This window comes from Sulfitobacter sp. HI0040 (genome assembly GCF_001634885.1).
In the GTDB taxonomy this organism is placed as follows: Bacteria; Pseudomonadota; Alphaproteobacteria; order Rhodobacterales; family Rhodobacteraceae; genus Sulfitobacter.
This window is the reverse complement of record NZ_LWEX01000179.1, coordinates 1-14,727: the sequence shown is the minus strand read 5'-3', so window position 1 is coordinate 14,727 and position 14,727 is coordinate 1. Positions and strand designations below refer to the sequence as shown.

Here is a 14,727-nt window from a genome sequence, read left to right as displayed (position 1 = left end):
GATGCGTTATCATTGGTGCGATACAGCCCGAAGCGGGCTCCGGGCTGTATCGTTTTCGTAAAGGACCGTCGGGCTTACTTGAAGCCGATAGTCTCGTTCTTGCCGTCGCGTACTTCGATCATGCGATAGGTGCCCGCGGATTCACCGGGTCCGATCAGTTCCACTGCGGAGGCGCCGACATAGTCGATGTCCGTCCCGTTCGCGATCATTTCCAGGGCCTTGCCAAGCTCACCGGGATAGACCTTTTCGCCGGGGGCGTTGGCCACTTCCATGATCTTGTCCTTGTACTCTGCCGGGTCTGTCGAACCGGCGGCCTGCATGGCCAGCAGGAAGAGCGCCGCCGCATCGTAGGACTCGGGCGCATAGGGCGATGTGCCGTCAAAGCCTGCTTCTTCGGCCATCTTGGCGAATGTATCGATGCCCTTGCCTTCGGAACCCGCGATCTGGCCGTAGGAGCCGTCGAGGTCGGGGCCGATGTTCTTGGGCAGGTTTTCACCGATCATGCCGCCGGGCAGGCCGAAGGTATCCCATGCGCCGGAGTCGAGCGCCGCCTTGATGATGCCCGCACCACCCTGGTCGAGATAGCCCGCAACAACCAGCAGGTCGCCACCGGCGGAGGCAAGCGCACCCATTTCGGCGGAGTAGTCGGCCTTGCCGTCCTCATGCGCCGCAACGATCGTGACTTCGCCGCCCGCGGCCTTAAAGCTGGATTCAATCGCGTCCGCGAGACCCTTGCCGTAATCGTTGTTGGTATAGGTCAGGGCGATGGATTCGACGCCACGCTCCTTAAGGATTTCCGCCATCACTTCGCCTTCGCGCGCATCCGACGGCGAGGTGCGGAAGAACAGGCCGTTGTCTTCCATGGTGGTCAGGCCGGGCGAGGTTGCGGAGGGCGAGATCATGACCATGCCGTTCGGAATGGCGACGTTCTGCAGCACGGCGCCCGTCACGCCGGAGCAATCCGCGCCGATCAGCCCGTTGATGCCATCGGCAATCAGGCGTTCCGCGGAAGAGACGGCGAGGCCGTTGTCGATGCAACCGGAATCCGCGCGCAGCGCGGTGACCATGGCGCCGTCCATCAGCATGCCGCTGTCGGTGACTTCTTTCATCGCCATTTCGGCACCGGCCGCCATGGGCCCGGTCAGGGATTCGATGGGGCCGGTGAAGCCGAATTCGATACCCAGTTTGACTTCCTTGGAATGGGCATCCGCCCAGGCGTTCGTCGCGAGAAGTGCCGCAGCCGTTGTGGCCATAAGCATCTTTTTCATGGTATTCTCCCTAGTTGGAACTTGACGTTCGGTAGGGACGTTAGGATGCGTTTCGCGAAAAGAAAAGCCAATTTTTGGAAGGGTCCCGCGGGTCAACCCGGCGCATCGCACCGATTTCGCGGAGCTTTTGTTCACGGCTTCCACCGTAGCTGAATAAATTATCCGGAATTCGGTCTAAACGCAGGCTTTCGCGGATGATCTTTCCGCGTCGTAAGAGGGATGCGAATTGCCCTCAAGCGGCCCTTTCGCCCGTCAGATCGACAGCCGTGCCGCGTGACTGCCGCGTTCGCGGTAGGGGGTCGTGTCATAATGCGACCGGTAGCACTTGGAAAAATGTGAGGGCGAGGCGAAGCCGCAGGCGAGCGCCACGTTGATCACGCTCATATCAGTCTGCATCAACAGGTTCCGCGCCTTTTGCAGGCGCAGTTCCATGTAGTACCGCTTGGGGCTGCGGTTCAGATAGCGGCGGAACAGGCGTTCCAGCTGCCGGGTGGACATGCCAACATCCCGCGCCAGCACCGAGGGGCTGATGGGTTCCTCGATATTCGTTTCCATCATCTGGATGACCTGGCTCAGTTTCGGATGGCGCACGCCGATGCGCGTGGGCACCGAAAGGCGCTGGGTATCCTGATCGGTGCGGATCGATGAATATATCAGCTGGTCCGCCACCGCGTTCGCCAGTTCCTCCCCCTGCTGATCCGCGATGAGCTTGAGCATGAGGTCGATGGAAGAGGTCCCGCCCGCCGTGGTCAGGCGATTGCCATCCACCACGAAGACGGATTTCGTGAGGTCCACTTCCTGAAACTCTTCGGCGAAACTGTCCTGATTTTCCCAGTGGATGGTGGCCTTCTTGCCGTCCAGCAGGCCGGCCCGCGCCAGTGTGTAGGCCGCCGTGCACAGCCCGCCCACGGCCATGCCCTTGCGGGATTCGCGGCGCACCCAGCCCAGCAGACGCTTCGTGGTCGCGGCCTGCACGTCGATGCCCCCGCAGAGCATGATGGTATCGTCGCGCGACAGCTCATCAAGATCGCCGTCGAGCGTGAAGCGCGCCCCGGCAGAGCTTGTCACCTCTTCGCCGCCTTCGCCGATGATGCGCCAGTCATAGGCCTGCCAGCCCATCATCCGGTTGGCGATGCGCAGGCATTCCACGGCAGAGGCAAAGCTGAGAAGCGTGAAGTTTTCCAGCAGGACGAAGACGAACCTTCTGGGACGGTCGAAATCCTTCGATATCCGGGGGGCCTGTCGCGGTTCTGACATCGCGCGTCTTTCTTCTGGTATGGTCCCGGCGCGCCCTGACCGCATGTTTCACGGAGGCCGCACGACTTGCCGCGAAGCTTGCTCACGCCCGGGGGGACAGGTCAAGAGGCGGAATTTGGGTTCTGGCGTCTCATCGCACGCTTTTGTATAGGAGGCAGGGGACAGGCGCGGTCCCACTTTGCGCGCCGCAACCGGAGGGCCGAACATGCGAGAATGGACCAAATCCAGCTGGCGCGACAAACCGCGTATCCAGATGCCCGATTATCCCGATCAGGCAGCGCTGAACGCCGTTGAGGCGCAACTGGCCCGCTATCCCGTCCTCGTGTTTGCCGGGGAAGCGCGCCGCCTGAAGAAACACCTCGGCGCCGCCGGGCGGGGCGAGGCGTTTTTGCTGCAGGGCGGCGATTGCGCCGAAAGCTTCGAACAGTTCAGCTCCGACATGATCCGCGACACCTTCAAGGTGATGCTGCAGATGGCCATCGTGCTGACCCACGGCGCCAAGGTGCCGGTGATCAAGCTGGGCCGCATGGCCGGTCAGTTCGCCAAGCCGCGCTCCGCCCCGACGGAGGTGGTCAATGGCGTGGAACTGCCCAGCTACCGCGGTGACATCATCAACGAGTTGGACTTCACCGCCGAAGCCCGGATCCCCGATCCGCAGAAGATGCTGCGCGCCTACACGCAGGCGGCGGCGACGCTGAACCTGATCCGCGCATTTTCGACGGGCGGCTACGCCGATGTGCATGAGGTGCATCGCTGGACCCTCGGCTTCACCGACAACGAGAAGGCCGAGAAGTACCGCGAGATCGCCAACCGCATTTCCGACACGCTGGACTTCATGGCAGCCGCGGGCGTCACTTCGGAAACCGCGCATACGCTTCAGTCGGTGGAATTCTACACCAGCCACGAGTCGCTGCTGCTGGAATACGAAGAGGCCCTGTGCCGTCAGGAAAGCCAGACCGGCAAATGGCTGGCGGGATCGGGTCACATGATCTGGATCGGCGACCGGACACGCCAGCCCGACGGCGCGCATGTCGAATTCGCCCGTGGCGTGCAGAACCCCATCGGGCTCAAGTGCGGCCCCAGCATGACCGAGGATGACCTCAAGCGGCTGATGGCCACGCTGAACCCCGACAATGAGGCCGGGCGGCTCACGCTCATCGCGCGTTTCGGCGCCGGTGCGGTGGGGGAACATCTGCCGCGGCTCATCCGCACAGTGGAGCAGGAGGGCGCGTCGGTCGTCTGGACCTGCGATGCCATGCACGGGAACACGATCAAGGCCAGCAACGGCTACAAGACGCGGCCCTTCGACTCGGTCCTGCGGGAAGTGCGCGAATTCTTCGCCGTTCATGCCGCAGAAGGCACCGTGCCGGGTGGCGTGCATTTCGAGATGACGGGGCAGGACGTGACGGAATGCACCGGCGGTGTCCGGTCCGTCAGTGACGAGGACCTGTCGGACCGTTACCACACCGCCTGCGACCCGCGGCTGAACGCCAGCCAGTCGCTCGAACTGGCCTTCCTCGTGGCGGAGGAGCTTTCCGCCCGCCGTTCCGCGCAGGCCACACAGGCCGCGGGCTAGGGGAGAGGCGTTCTAGTCGTCCGACTTTACCAATCGAAGATGGGGGCGCGCCACGGGCGCGCCCTTTCTGTCAAAGGGGGTCGCGGGGGCCGCGAACCCCGTGCCGCCGATACTGCCCGCGGCGGTGGGGTCTTCCCCCCGTGTAATAGCCCGCGCCATCTCTGCCGCCTCAGCGCCCGGTTCGATCTTTTGTATCATCTGGTCGAGAATGGAGAACTGGCGTGGGGCAGCACCGACCTGACCCAAAGCAACGAAGCAACCAAGCAGGCGTTCGACTTTACCGTTGTCATCGCGCAGGGGCAAAAGGTTCATGCGGGCATCCAATATGCGCCCCGTGCCGTCGCCCTGGGCACGCAACCTTAAGATGCAAGTGGCGGGCATGGTGCATACCTCTTCGACAATGCGGGCGAAACGCAGGCGGTCTTCCTGACGAAAGAGCAGCGGCACAGGCGCACGCCGCGCATCGCGCCCCATGAGAGCGACGAGATGCGCCCCCGCCACCCGGAACTGCGCACCGTCGGGCGTCCGCTCTGCGATAAAGGCAAAATCCAGCGCCGCATCGATGCCGCGCGGGTCCACATCCGCGCGGTCAGGCAACAGATCTGCGCCGCGCAGAGCCTCCCAATAGCTTTCGATGAGGGAAAGGGCCGCGAAGCCCGGTGCGATACGATGTCCAGTCATGTCGTTCCGTTTTGGCGGATGAGCCTTCCAACCACCCCGAGAAGCCGGGGAAGCCGCGCTTTTCCACAGAGCAAAAACCCTTTCTCCATACTAGTCACAATCGCCCTATGGTTGTCAAAAGCCGATCTGCGTGGTTAACGAAATCGTCAGATCGGCCTGACCCGGGGGTTGCCGCCAACGGCGGTTTGGCCGTAAAGCTGGCTCCGCCCCAGCACGGAAGGTACCCGCCCATGATCAGATCCATGACCGGCTTTGCCTCTGCCAGCGGAACCCATGGCGCCTTTGGCTGGAGCACCGAGATACGCGCGGTCAATGGCAAGGGGCTCGATATTCGGGTGCGCGCGCCCGATTGGGTCGAAGGGCTGGAGGCCGGGCTGCGCAAGCAGGTGGCCTCCGTGGCCAACCGGGGGAACGTGACCGTCTCGCTCCGGCTCAGCCGCGAGGATACCGGCGGCACGCTCGCCGTGAACACCGCCCAGCTTGAAGCGGTCCTCGCCGCCCTGCAACAGATCGAGGACCGGGCGATGGAGGCGGGCCTGTCGCTTGCGCCGTCCCGCGCGACCGATCTGGCCGGGATGCGCGGCGTGCTGGAGCAGACCAATCCCACCGAAGAGGTCGAAGGTCTCGACCGCGCATTGCTGGATCAGTTCGGCGAAACGCTCGCGGCCTTCGACGCGATGCGGCAAGCCGAGGGCGCGGCGCTGGAGGCGTTGCTGCGGGGCCAGATCGACGAGATCGAGGCGCTGACTGCCGAAGCCGTGAACGCCGTCAAGGCCCGCGCGGCCCAGATCGGCGAGACGCTGCGCCGCAACCTCGCCAAGGTGATGGACAATGCCGATGGCGCGGACCCCGATCGCGTCGCGCAGGAACTCGCGCTGATCGCGGTAAAATCCGACGTGACCGAGGAAACGGACCGCTTGTCGGCCCATGTCGCCGCGGCACGCGCGCTGATCGACGAAGGCGGCGCGGTGGGCCGCCGGCTCGATTTCCTGATGCAGGAATTCAATCGCGAAGCGAACACCCTGTGCTCAAAAGCGCAGAACACCGATGTCACGCGCGTCGGTCTGGCGCTGAAGGCCGTGATCGACCAGATGCGCGAACAGGTCCAGAATGTGGAGTAACCCGATATGACCGCCAAGCGACGCGGCCTGCTGATCATCCTGTCCTCGCCCTCGGGTGCCGGTAAATCGACGCTGGCGCATCGCCTGCGCGCCTGGGACGAAGGGCTGACCTTTTCCGTCTCCGCCACCACCCGGGCGATGCGCGCGGGTGAGGTGGACGGCGCGGATTATCATTTCATGTCGGAAAAGAAGTTCAAGGAGCAGGTCGCCGCCGACGCGATGCTGGAACATGCCCATGTCTTCGGCAATTTCTACGGCTCGCCCCGCGGCCCGGTGGAAGAAGCGATCGAGGCCGGGCGCGACGTCCTGTTCGACATCGACTGGCAGGGGGCCCAGCAGATCACCAATTCAGCGCTCGGGCCGCATACGCTGTCGATCTTCCTGCTGCCGCCCTCCATCGCGGAACTGCGCAAGCGGCTGGAAAAGCGGGATCTGGATTCCGCCAGCGTGATCGCACGCCGGATGGAAAAAAGCTGGGACGAGATCAGCCATTGGGGTGGCTATGACTATGTTCTGGTGAACGACGATCTTGACAGGACCGAAGAGCGCCTGCGCACCATCGTCGAAGCCACCCGCCTGCGGCGTATCCAGCAGCCATGGCTCAACGAACACGTCCGCAAGCTGCAATCCGAATTCGAGGAGACGACATGACACTCTATGCACTGGGTGATGACACGCCCGAAGTCCACGCCGACGCCTGGGTCGCACCCGACGCCAACGTCATCGGCACCGTAACGCTTTCCGAAGGGTCATCGGTCTGGTTCGGGGCCACGCTCAGAGGTGACAACGAGCCTATCGTCGTGGGGCAGGGCAGCAACGTGCAAGAGAACTGCGTCTTTCACACCGACATCGGTTTCCCGCTGACCGTGGGGCGGAACTGCACCATCGGTCACAAGGTCATGCTGCATGGCTGCACCGTGGGGGACAACACGTTGGTTGGCATGGGCGCCACCATTCTCAACGGGGCGAAGATCGGCAAGAACTGCCTGATCGGAGCCGGTGCCCTGGTGACCGAGAACAAGGTGATCCCCGACAACAGCCTTGTCATGGGCAGCCCGGGAAAGGTTGTTCGCGAACTCGACGCGCAGGCGATCCAGCGCATCACCGCCAGCGCACTGCACTATACGCAGGTCGCCGCCCGGTTCCGCCGCGATCTGGCACCGCTCTGACCGATGTCGCTCCGGCTGCCGATCGGCGATCTCGTCCGCAGCCTGCCGCAGCCGACGCTCGCCATCGACGCGCGCGAACAGATTCTGGCGCTGAACACGCAAGCCGCCGGCCTGCTGGGCCATGCCGCCGTGGGGCGGCATTTCATCACCGTGCTGCGCCAACCGGCACTGGTGGAGGCGGTCGAAGGCTCGCTCGCCGATGCGACGGCCCGGCGCGCACGGTATCATGCCGCCCAAGCGGGCCGCGAAACCGTCTATGACGTGGCGATCTGCCCGGTGGCGGGGGCCGGTGTCACCCTGCTGATCTTTCAGGACACGACCGATGAAGCCGCAGCGGGCCAGATGCGCCGCGATTTCGTGGCCAATGTCAGTCATGAACTGCGCACGCCGCTTACCGCGCTCATGGGTTTCATCGAAACCCTGCGCGGCCCGGCGCGGGACGATGCCGCCGCGCGCGACAGGTTTCTGGGCGTCATGGCGCAGGAGGCGGAGCGGATGAACCGGCTTGTCGGGGACCTGCTGGCGCTGAGCCGGGTCGAGGCGAACGAGCGGGTGCGCCCCAAGGAACGGGTGGATCTGGTAAAGGTGCTGGAGGCGACGCTGCGCAATCTTGCCCCCGTCGCGTCAGCGCAGAACGTCACGCTGCCCGATCCGCCGGAGCTACCGCAGGCCCCCCTGCGCGGCGATGCGGACGAGTTGCAGCAGGTCTTCACCAACCTGCTGGAAAACGCGATCAAATATGGCGGGCCGGGCAGGGCGGTTCATCTGGATGTCTCCCTGCGCGAGCATGACCCGGCGTTGCGGACGGCCAGCTTGCGCGTGGCCGTGCAGGATGAAGGGCCGGGCATCGCGCAGCAGCATCTGCCCCGTCTTACCGAACGGTTCTACCGGGCCGACAACCACCGCAGCCGGGCGCTGGGGGGCACCGGGCTTGGCCTTGCCATCGTGAAGCACATCCTGAACCGCCACCGTGGGCGGCTTCTGATCGAAAGCACCGAGGGCGAGGGGGCCTGTTTCACCGTGGCCCTGCCGGTCGACCGCGAAGAGTTGGCGCGCGGCTGAAGCTGTCATATAACTGTAACGAAACCGTCACATAAGCGAAGCACGTTCCGGCTAGACGGGGCGCAGCTTGGCCGTGCGGGCCATGCGCATAGACCTGACAGGAGAATTCATGTCGCTTGCAAGACTTTCCACATCCGCCCTGGCACTTGCCGCCGTTTCCGCAACCGCCGCAGCGGCGCGCGATCAGGTGCAGATCGCCGGCTCCTCCACCGTTCTGCCCTATGCTTCCATCGTGGCAGAGGCTTTCGGTGAAAACTTCGACTTCCCGACGCCGGTCGTCGAATCGGGCGGCTCTTCCGCCGGGCTGAAGCGGTTCTGCGAAGGCGTGGGCGAAAACACGATCGACGTGGCCAACGCCAGCCGCGAAATCAAGGAATCGGAGCTTGCGGCCTGTGCCGCGAACGGTGTGACCGACATCATCGAGGTCCGCATCGGCTATGACGGTATCGTCTTTGCGTCGGACATCGACGGCGAAACCTTCAGCTTCACCCCCTCGGACTGGTATCTGGCGCTGTCGGACAAGATCGTTCAGGACGGCGAGATCGTCGCCAATCCGCATCAGACCTGGGCCGACGTGAACCCCGATCTGCCCGCCCAGCCCATCCAGGCCTTCGTTCCCGGCACCAAACACGGCACACGCGAGGTGTTCGAGGAGAAGGTGATCCTGGCCGGCTGTGAAGCCACCGGCGACATGGAAGTTTTCATGGAGCAGGCGGAAGGCGATGAAAAGGCGAAGGAAAAGGCAGCCGAGAAAGCCTGTATCGCGCTGCGCACCGACGGTAAATCCGTCGATATCGACGGTGACTACACCGAAACACTGGCCCGGATCGAAAGCAATCGCGACGGCATCGGCGTCTTCGGCCTCGCTTTCTACGAAAACAACACCGACAAGCTGCAGGTCGCACCCATGGATGGCGTCGAACCCTCGACCGAGACCATCGCCAGCGGGGAATACCCTGTATCGCGGCCGCTCTTCTTCTACGTGAAGAAGGCGCATATCGGCGTGATCCCCGGCCTCAAGGAATATGCGGAATTCTTCGTCGCGGATGAAGTCGCAGGCCCGGACGGCCCGCTTGCGGAATATGGCCTCGTCTCCGACCCGGAACTGGCGGAGACGCAGGAAATCGTCTTTGACGAGACTGTCATGGGCGACGGTTCCTGATAGGCTGCCCAAACGACACGAATGCGCGCCGGTCGGAAGGATCGGCGCGCATATGCATTGACCATCGCCTGCGCCCCTGACATGCGCAGCGCCATACGGACCCTGGGGGCAAGGTGATCGAACTACTCAGCGCAGCGAACGCCGGCGTTCTCACGCTATTGATTCTGGCACTGGCGGCGCTGGCCTATGTGCTGGCGCGGCACCGGGCGCTGCGCGCGGTCGACGGCGATGTGCGCCGACTTCATTCCTTGCCATCCTATTACGGCTATGCCGCCGCGATGCTCACGGCGGTTCCGGCGCTGCTGGTCCTTGCGGTCTGGCTGATCGTGCAGCCTTGGCTCGTCCAGATGCAGGTGGCACAGACGATCCCGGCGGCCGATGGCGCACGTGCCGTCGAAACGCTGCCCGCGCTCCTGTCTGACGCGGGCATCGCCCTTGGCGGAACGTTGGAGCCGGCAATCGTCGAGGCTGCCCAGCAGCACGCAAGGCTCAGGGCGCTGGGGCATGCGGGCCGCAGCCTCGTGGTACTGGTGCTGGCCATCGCGGGGCTTGTTGCGGCGCTGCGCATGACCGACCCGACCTTCCGGGCGCGCAATACTGTTGAAAGCGGCGTCCGAGCGTTGCTGATCCTCGCCGCTTCGCTCGCCATTCTGACGACCGTCGGCATCGTCCTGTCGATGCTGTTTGAATCGATCAACTTCTTCCGCGCACATCCCTGGCAAGACTTTTTCTTCGGCGACAGCTGGTCCCCCAATTTCCGGGGGGACAGCGATCTTTCGATCCTGCCGCTGCTCTGGGGCACGCTCTATATCAGTTTCATCGCGCTGGCCGTGGCGGTTCCCATCGGCCTTTACGCCGCGATCTACCTCAGCGAATACGCCAACAACCGTGTGCGCAGTATCGCCAAACCGCTGCTGGAGATCCTCGCCGGGATTCCCACGATCGTCTACGGTCTCTTCGCGCTGCTCACGGTGGGGCCATTCCTCGTCTCGGTGTTCGGGCGCGGCGAGGACGGTTTGCTGGGCGTCGACTGGATGAACGGCGCCACGTCCGTTCTGACGGCGGGGCTGGTGATGGGCATCATGCTGATCCCATTCGTTTCCTCGCTGTCGGATGACATCATTAATGCAGTGCCCCAAAGCCTGCGGGATGGTTCCTACGGGCTGGGGGCAACCCATTCGGAAACCATCCGGCAGGTCGTGCTGCCCGCGGCGCTGCCGGGCATCGTGGGCGCGATCCTGCTGGCGGCAAGCCGCGCCATCGGCGAGACGATGATCGTGGTGCTGGGGGCAGGGGCCATCGCCCGCATCTCTGCCAACCCGTTCGAGGCGATGACGACGATCACCACCCGGATCGTCAGCCAGTTGACCGGCGACACCGATTTCGCAAGCCCCGAAACGCTGGTGGCCTTTGCCCTTGGCCTTACGCTTTTCGTGCTGACCTTGGCGCTCAATGTTCTCGCGCTCTACATCGTGCGCAGATACCGGGAGCAATACGAATGACCGACGTTCCTAACCCGGCAGCCCCGATTGCCGATCCGCGCGGGGCAAGCTCCCTGCTGACGCAGGACGCCCGCACCACCCGCCGCAACCGCGCGGAGGGGCGCTTTCGTCTTTATGGGATCCTCGCCATCGGGGTCGGGCTTCTGATGCTGCTTGTCCTGCTGGTGACGATCATTTCCCGCGGGACAGGCGCCTTTCAGCAGACCTATCTGACGCTGCCGGTCGAACTGCTCGAAGCCAAGCTCGACAAGAAGGGCAACCGCGACATCGAGGACATCAAGAAGGTGTCCACCTTCGGATATTCCCCGCTCATGAACGCGGCACTGGAGGCCAAGGTCGCCCAAGCCGGGATCGAGACCGAGCTTGAACCGAAGGCCATGGCAGCGCTGCTGTCAAAGGACGCGGCGGCGACCCTGCGGGATTTCGTGCTGGAGAACCCGGAGCTGATCGGCACCACGGTGGAGTTCGAATTCCTCGTGAACAGCCGGGTGGACGGATACCTCAAGGGCCGCGTGACCCGTGAAAGCATCGCCAACGACAAGAGCATCAACGCGGCCCAGCTTGATCTGGTTGACGCGCTGGTGGCCGAAGGATCGCTCGCCAAACGGTTCAATCCCGAATTCATCACCGGGTCGGACGCCTCCGACCAGCGACCGGAGGCGGCGGGCATGGGCGTGGCGATGATCGGCTCGCTTTTCATGATGCTGGTCGTTCTGGCGCTGGCGCTGCCTATCGGGGTCGCGGCCTCCATCTATCTTGAAGAATTCGCGCCGAAAAACCTCTTTACCGATATCATCGAGGTCAACATATCGAACCTCGCCGCCGTCCCCTCCATCGTTTTCGGCATCCTCGGGCTGGCGGTGTTCATCAACTACATGCACCTGCCCAGTTCCGCGCCGCTGGTGGGGGGACTGGTGCTGACGCTGATGACGCTGCCCACCATCATCATCTCCACCCGGGCCTCGCTCAAATCCGTGCCGCCGTCGATCCGCGATGCGGCGCTGGGGGTAGGGGCCAGCAAGATGCAGTCGGTTTTCCATCACGTGCTGCCGCTGGCCGCCCCCGGTATTCTGACCGGCACGATCATCGGGCTGGCACAGGCGCTGGGGGAAACCGCACCGCTTTTGCTGATCGGCATGGTGGGCTTTATCGCATCGAACCCGCCGGACGGCATCGCCTCCGGCCTGATGGACCCAAACAGCGCCATGCCGGCACAGATCTACGAATGGGCCAAACGCGCCGACCCGGCCTTCTATGAGCGGGCATGGGGCGGTATCATCATCCTGCTCGTGTTCCTCGTGACGATGAACGCGATCGCTGTCCTGCTGCGGCGCAGGTTCGAGCGGCGCTGGTAAAAGAAGGGCTGAACGAGACGTGAAAGAAGACAGAATGACAGCGAATGCAGAGGCCCCCGGGACGGAGCCCAAGATCTCCGCCCGCAACGTGCAGGTCTATTATGGCGACACCCACGCCATCAAGGACGTGAGTGTCGACATCGAGGACAAGACCGTCACCGCCTTCATCGGTCCTTCGGGCTGTGGCAAGTCGACTTTTCTACGTTGTATCAACCGGATGAACGACACCATTGATGTGGCCCGCGTCGAAGGCGACATCCGCATCGACGGAGAGGACATCTACGACCGCCGCGTCGATCCGGTGCAGCTGCGCGCCAAGGTCGGCATGGTGTTCCAGAAGCCAAACCCCTTCCCGAAATCCATCTACGACAACGTGGCGTATGGCCCGCGTATCCACGGATTGGCCCGCAACAAGGCGGAACTGGACGACATCGTCGAACGGGCCCTGCGTCGCGGCGCCATCTGGGACGAGGTGAAGGACAGGCTTTCCGCCCCCGGGACGGGCCTTTCCGGGGGGCAGCAGCAGCGGCTCTGCATTGCGCGCGCCGTCGCGACGGAGCCCGAGGTGCTGTTGATGGACGAACCCTGTTCGGCGCTCGACCCGATCGCCACCGCGCAGGTCGAAGAATTGATCGACGAGTTGCGGCAGAATTATTCGGTCGTCATCGTCACCCATTCGATGCAGCAGGCCGCCCGGGTCAGCCAGAAGACAGCCTTCTTCCACCTCGGCCATCTCGTGGAATATGGCGAGACGGATCGCATTTTCACCGCTCCCGAAGACCCCCGGACGGAAAGCTACATCACCGGCAGAATTGGATAAAACAATGTCAAATCAACATATTGCATCCGCTTTTGACCGTGACCTCGAAGGCGTCCAGGCCCAGATCATGAAGATGGGCGGGTTGGTCGAGGACGCGATCCGGCTGGCGGCGGAATCCCTTGAGACGCGCGATGAGGAACTGGCCGAGAAGGTCCGGGCAGGGGACAAGGCAATCGACGCGCTGGAGGACGCCATCAACGAACGCGCGGCCCGCATCATCGCATTGCGCGCGCCTACAGCCATCGACCTGCGCGTGATCCTCAGCGTCATCAAGATCAGCGCCAACCTGGAACGTATTGGAGATTATGCGAAAAACATGGCCAAGCGGACGGGGGTGCTGGCGCAAATGCCGCCCGTGGGCGATGGCACAGGCGCGATCCGCCGCATGGCCAAGGTCGTGGATGGCATGCTGAAGGACGCGCTCGACGCCTATATCCAGCGCGACCCTGAATTGGCGGCGGATGTCATCGCCCGCGATGAAGACGTGGACCAGATGTACAACGCGCTTTTCCGCGAATTCCTGACCTTCATGATGGAAGATCCACGCAACATAACCGCTTGTATGCACCTGCATTTCATCGCCAAGAACACCGAGCGCATGGGTGATCACGTCACCGCCATCGCCGAACAGATCGTATATCTCGTGACCGGGCAGCACCCGGACGAGGCGCGACCCAAGGCCGATGTGACCTCCGTGACCCCGGTAAAGCCGGAGAGCTGAGCCGTGAGCGCGTTGCAATCGCAGGTGCTGCTGGTCGATGACGAGGCCGCGCAGCGCGAGGTGCTTGCCTATAACCTCGAAGCCGAAGGCTATGCCGTCCGCCACGCCGAAGATGGCGAAGAAGCAATGCTGATGATCCGCGAAGCCGCGCCCGATCTGGTGATCCTTGACTGGATGATGCCACGGCTCAGCGGGATCGAAGTCTGCCGTCAGCTCAAAATGAACAAGGAAACCCGGGACATACCGGTCATCATGCTCTCTGCGCGGTCCGAAGAGGTCGATACCGTGCGCGGGCTGGAAACCGGCGCGGACGACTATGTGGTGAAACCCTACAGTCTGCGCGAACTGATGGCGCGCGTCCGAGGACAGCTGCGCCGGTCGAGCCCGGCGGCACAAGGCGCGGTGCTGACGTTCGAGGACATCACGCTCGATGGTGAACGCCACCGTGTGACACGGGGCGAGACCGAAGTGAAACTGGGCCCGACGGAATACCGGCTGCTCGTGACCCTGATGGAACGCGCGGGGCGCGTGCTGAGCCGTGAGCAATTGCTCGATTACGTCTGGGGCCGGGACATCTTCGTCGATACCCGCACGGTGGACGTTCATATCGCGCGATTGCGCAAGGCACTGACGAAAGCAGGCGGTTCGGATCCGATCCGAACGGTAAGAGGCAGCGGATACGCCTTGGGATAAGGCGTTTCGTTCGATCATTTATTTACATAATATAGATTACAGGCTTTTTGCTTGTACGCGCAAAGCGATAATGTCACCCATGAGCAATTCAGAAGTGTCACTCTCCTCGCATACGATAGCGAGGATGAGTGGACATGGGATGGGTTATGATGAGCGAGCGCGATTTGAACCGCGTTGAGGTTTTGGCGCAGGTCGATGATAGTCGGCTGACGGTAGACAATGCGGCAAACCTGCTGGATCTGACAAGGCGGCAAGTGTTCCGGCTTCTCAAGCGATACCGGCAGGATGGCGCCTCAGCGATCCGACATAAGGCGCGCGGCAAACCTCCAAACAATCGTAT

15 protein-coding genes are annotated in these 14,727 nt (G+C 63.2%); 12 read left to right on the top strand and 3 right to left on the bottom strand.

All coding sequences use genetic code 11. The features are described 5' to 3' along the window. Nucleotides 1-74 precede the first annotated feature (74 nt). Together A3728_RS11490 and A3728_RS11485 are read right to left on the bottom strand one after the other, a co-directional pair. Entirely contained in the window at nt 75-1,268 is a 1,194-nt protein-coding gene (locus A3728_RS11490; RefSeq protein ID WP_067923683.1) for an ABC transporter substrate-binding protein, read from the bottom strand. Nucleotides 1,269-1,520: 252 nt separating this feature from the next. Next, nucleotides 1,521-2,525, bottom strand: a complete 1,005-nt coding sequence (locus A3728_RS11485) for a GlxA family transcriptional regulator (RefSeq protein ID WP_082851097.1) — start codon at nt 2,523-2,525, stop codon at nt 1,521-1,523. Between the two features lie 205 nt (nt 2,526-2,730). On the opposite strand from A3728_RS11485, the gene A3728_RS11480 reads away from it, so the two are divergent. Continuing rightward, nucleotides 2,731-4,101, top strand: coding sequence for a class II 3-deoxy-7-phosphoheptulonate synthase (locus A3728_RS11480; protein ID WP_067923678.1), 1,371 nt, complete (start codon nt 2,731-2,733; stop codon nt 4,099-4,101). Between the two features lie 12 nt (nt 4,102-4,113). Here the strand turns inward: A3728_RS11480 and A3728_RS11475 are convergent, their stop codons facing one another. Continuing rightward, on the bottom strand, nt 4,114-4,782 hold the full coding sequence (locus tag A3728_RS11475; RefSeq protein ID WP_067923676.1) for a PAS domain-containing protein: 669 nt from the start codon (nt 4,780-4,782) through the stop codon (nt 4,114-4,116). A gap of 230 nt (nt 4,783-5,012) precedes the next feature. On the opposite strand from A3728_RS11475, the gene A3728_RS11470 reads away from it, so the two are divergent. The 11 genes from A3728_RS11470 to A3728_RS11420 form a co-directional block, all read left to right on the top strand. Then, complete coding sequence (locus A3728_RS11470; RefSeq protein ID WP_067923672.1) at nt 5,013-5,903, top strand: YicC/YloC family endoribonuclease; 891 nt, start codon at nt 5,013-5,015, stop codon at nt 5,901-5,903. Nucleotides 5,904-5,909: 6 nt separating this feature from the next. Beyond that, nucleotides 5,910-6,554 (top strand): guanylate kinase, encoded by a 645-nt coding sequence (gmk, locus tag A3728_RS11465; RefSeq protein ID WP_067923669.1) that lies wholly within the window; start codon nt 5,910-5,912, stop codon nt 6,552-6,554. Further along, a complete protein-coding gene (locus A3728_RS11460) occupies nt 6,551-7,072 on the top strand; it encodes a gamma carbonic anhydrase family protein (protein WP_067923666.1) in 522 nt (173 codons plus the stop codon). Before gmk ends, A3728_RS11460 begins: the two co-directional genes overlap by 4 nt. Nucleotides 7,073-7,075: 3 nt before the next feature. Beyond that, nucleotides 7,076-8,134 (top strand): sensor histidine kinase, encoded by a 1,059-nt coding sequence (locus tag A3728_RS11455; protein WP_067923663.1) that lies wholly within the window; start codon nt 7,076-7,078, stop codon nt 8,132-8,134. Between the two features lie 109 nt (nt 8,135-8,243). Further along, nucleotides 8,244-9,296, top strand: coding sequence for a substrate-binding domain-containing protein (locus A3728_RS11450; protein ID WP_067923661.1), 1,053 nt, complete (start codon nt 8,244-8,246; stop codon nt 9,294-9,296). A 113-nt stretch (nt 9,297-9,409) separates the two neighbouring features. Then, nucleotides 9,410-10,798 carry a phosphate ABC transporter permease subunit PstC gene (pstC, locus tag A3728_RS11445; RefSeq protein ID WP_236630472.1) on the top strand — a complete coding sequence of 463 codons (1,389 nt, stop codon included), beginning with the start codon at nt 9,410-9,412 and terminating at the stop codon, nt 10,796-10,798. Then, nucleotides 10,795-12,153 (top strand): phosphate ABC transporter permease PstA, encoded by a 1,359-nt coding sequence (gene pstA / locus A3728_RS11440; protein ID WP_067923657.1) that lies wholly within the window; start codon nt 10,795-10,797, stop codon nt 12,151-12,153. Before pstC ends, pstA begins: the two co-directional genes overlap by 4 nt. Before the next feature lie 34 nt (nt 12,154-12,187). After that, a complete protein-coding gene (gene pstB, locus A3728_RS11435) occupies nt 12,188-12,973 on the top strand; it encodes a phosphate ABC transporter ATP-binding protein PstB (RefSeq protein WP_067923652.1) in 786 nt (261 codons plus the stop codon). Between the two features lie 4 nt (nt 12,974-12,977). Beyond that, on the top strand, nt 12,978-13,694 hold the full coding sequence (phoU, locus tag A3728_RS11430; RefSeq protein ID WP_067923648.1) for a phosphate signaling complex protein PhoU: 717 nt from the start codon (nt 12,978-12,980) through the stop codon (nt 13,692-13,694). A gap of 3 nt (nt 13,695-13,697) precedes the next feature. Next, complete coding sequence (phoB, locus tag A3728_RS11425) at nt 13,698-14,387, top strand: phosphate regulon transcriptional regulator PhoB (RefSeq protein WP_067923645.1); 690 nt, start codon at nt 13,698-13,700, stop codon at nt 14,385-14,387. Between the two features lie 134 nt (nt 14,388-14,521). After that, nucleotides 14,522-14,727 (top strand): helix-turn-helix domain-containing protein (locus A3728_RS11420; protein ID WP_150120748.1); only part of this gene is annotated, 206 nt, incomplete at its 3' end.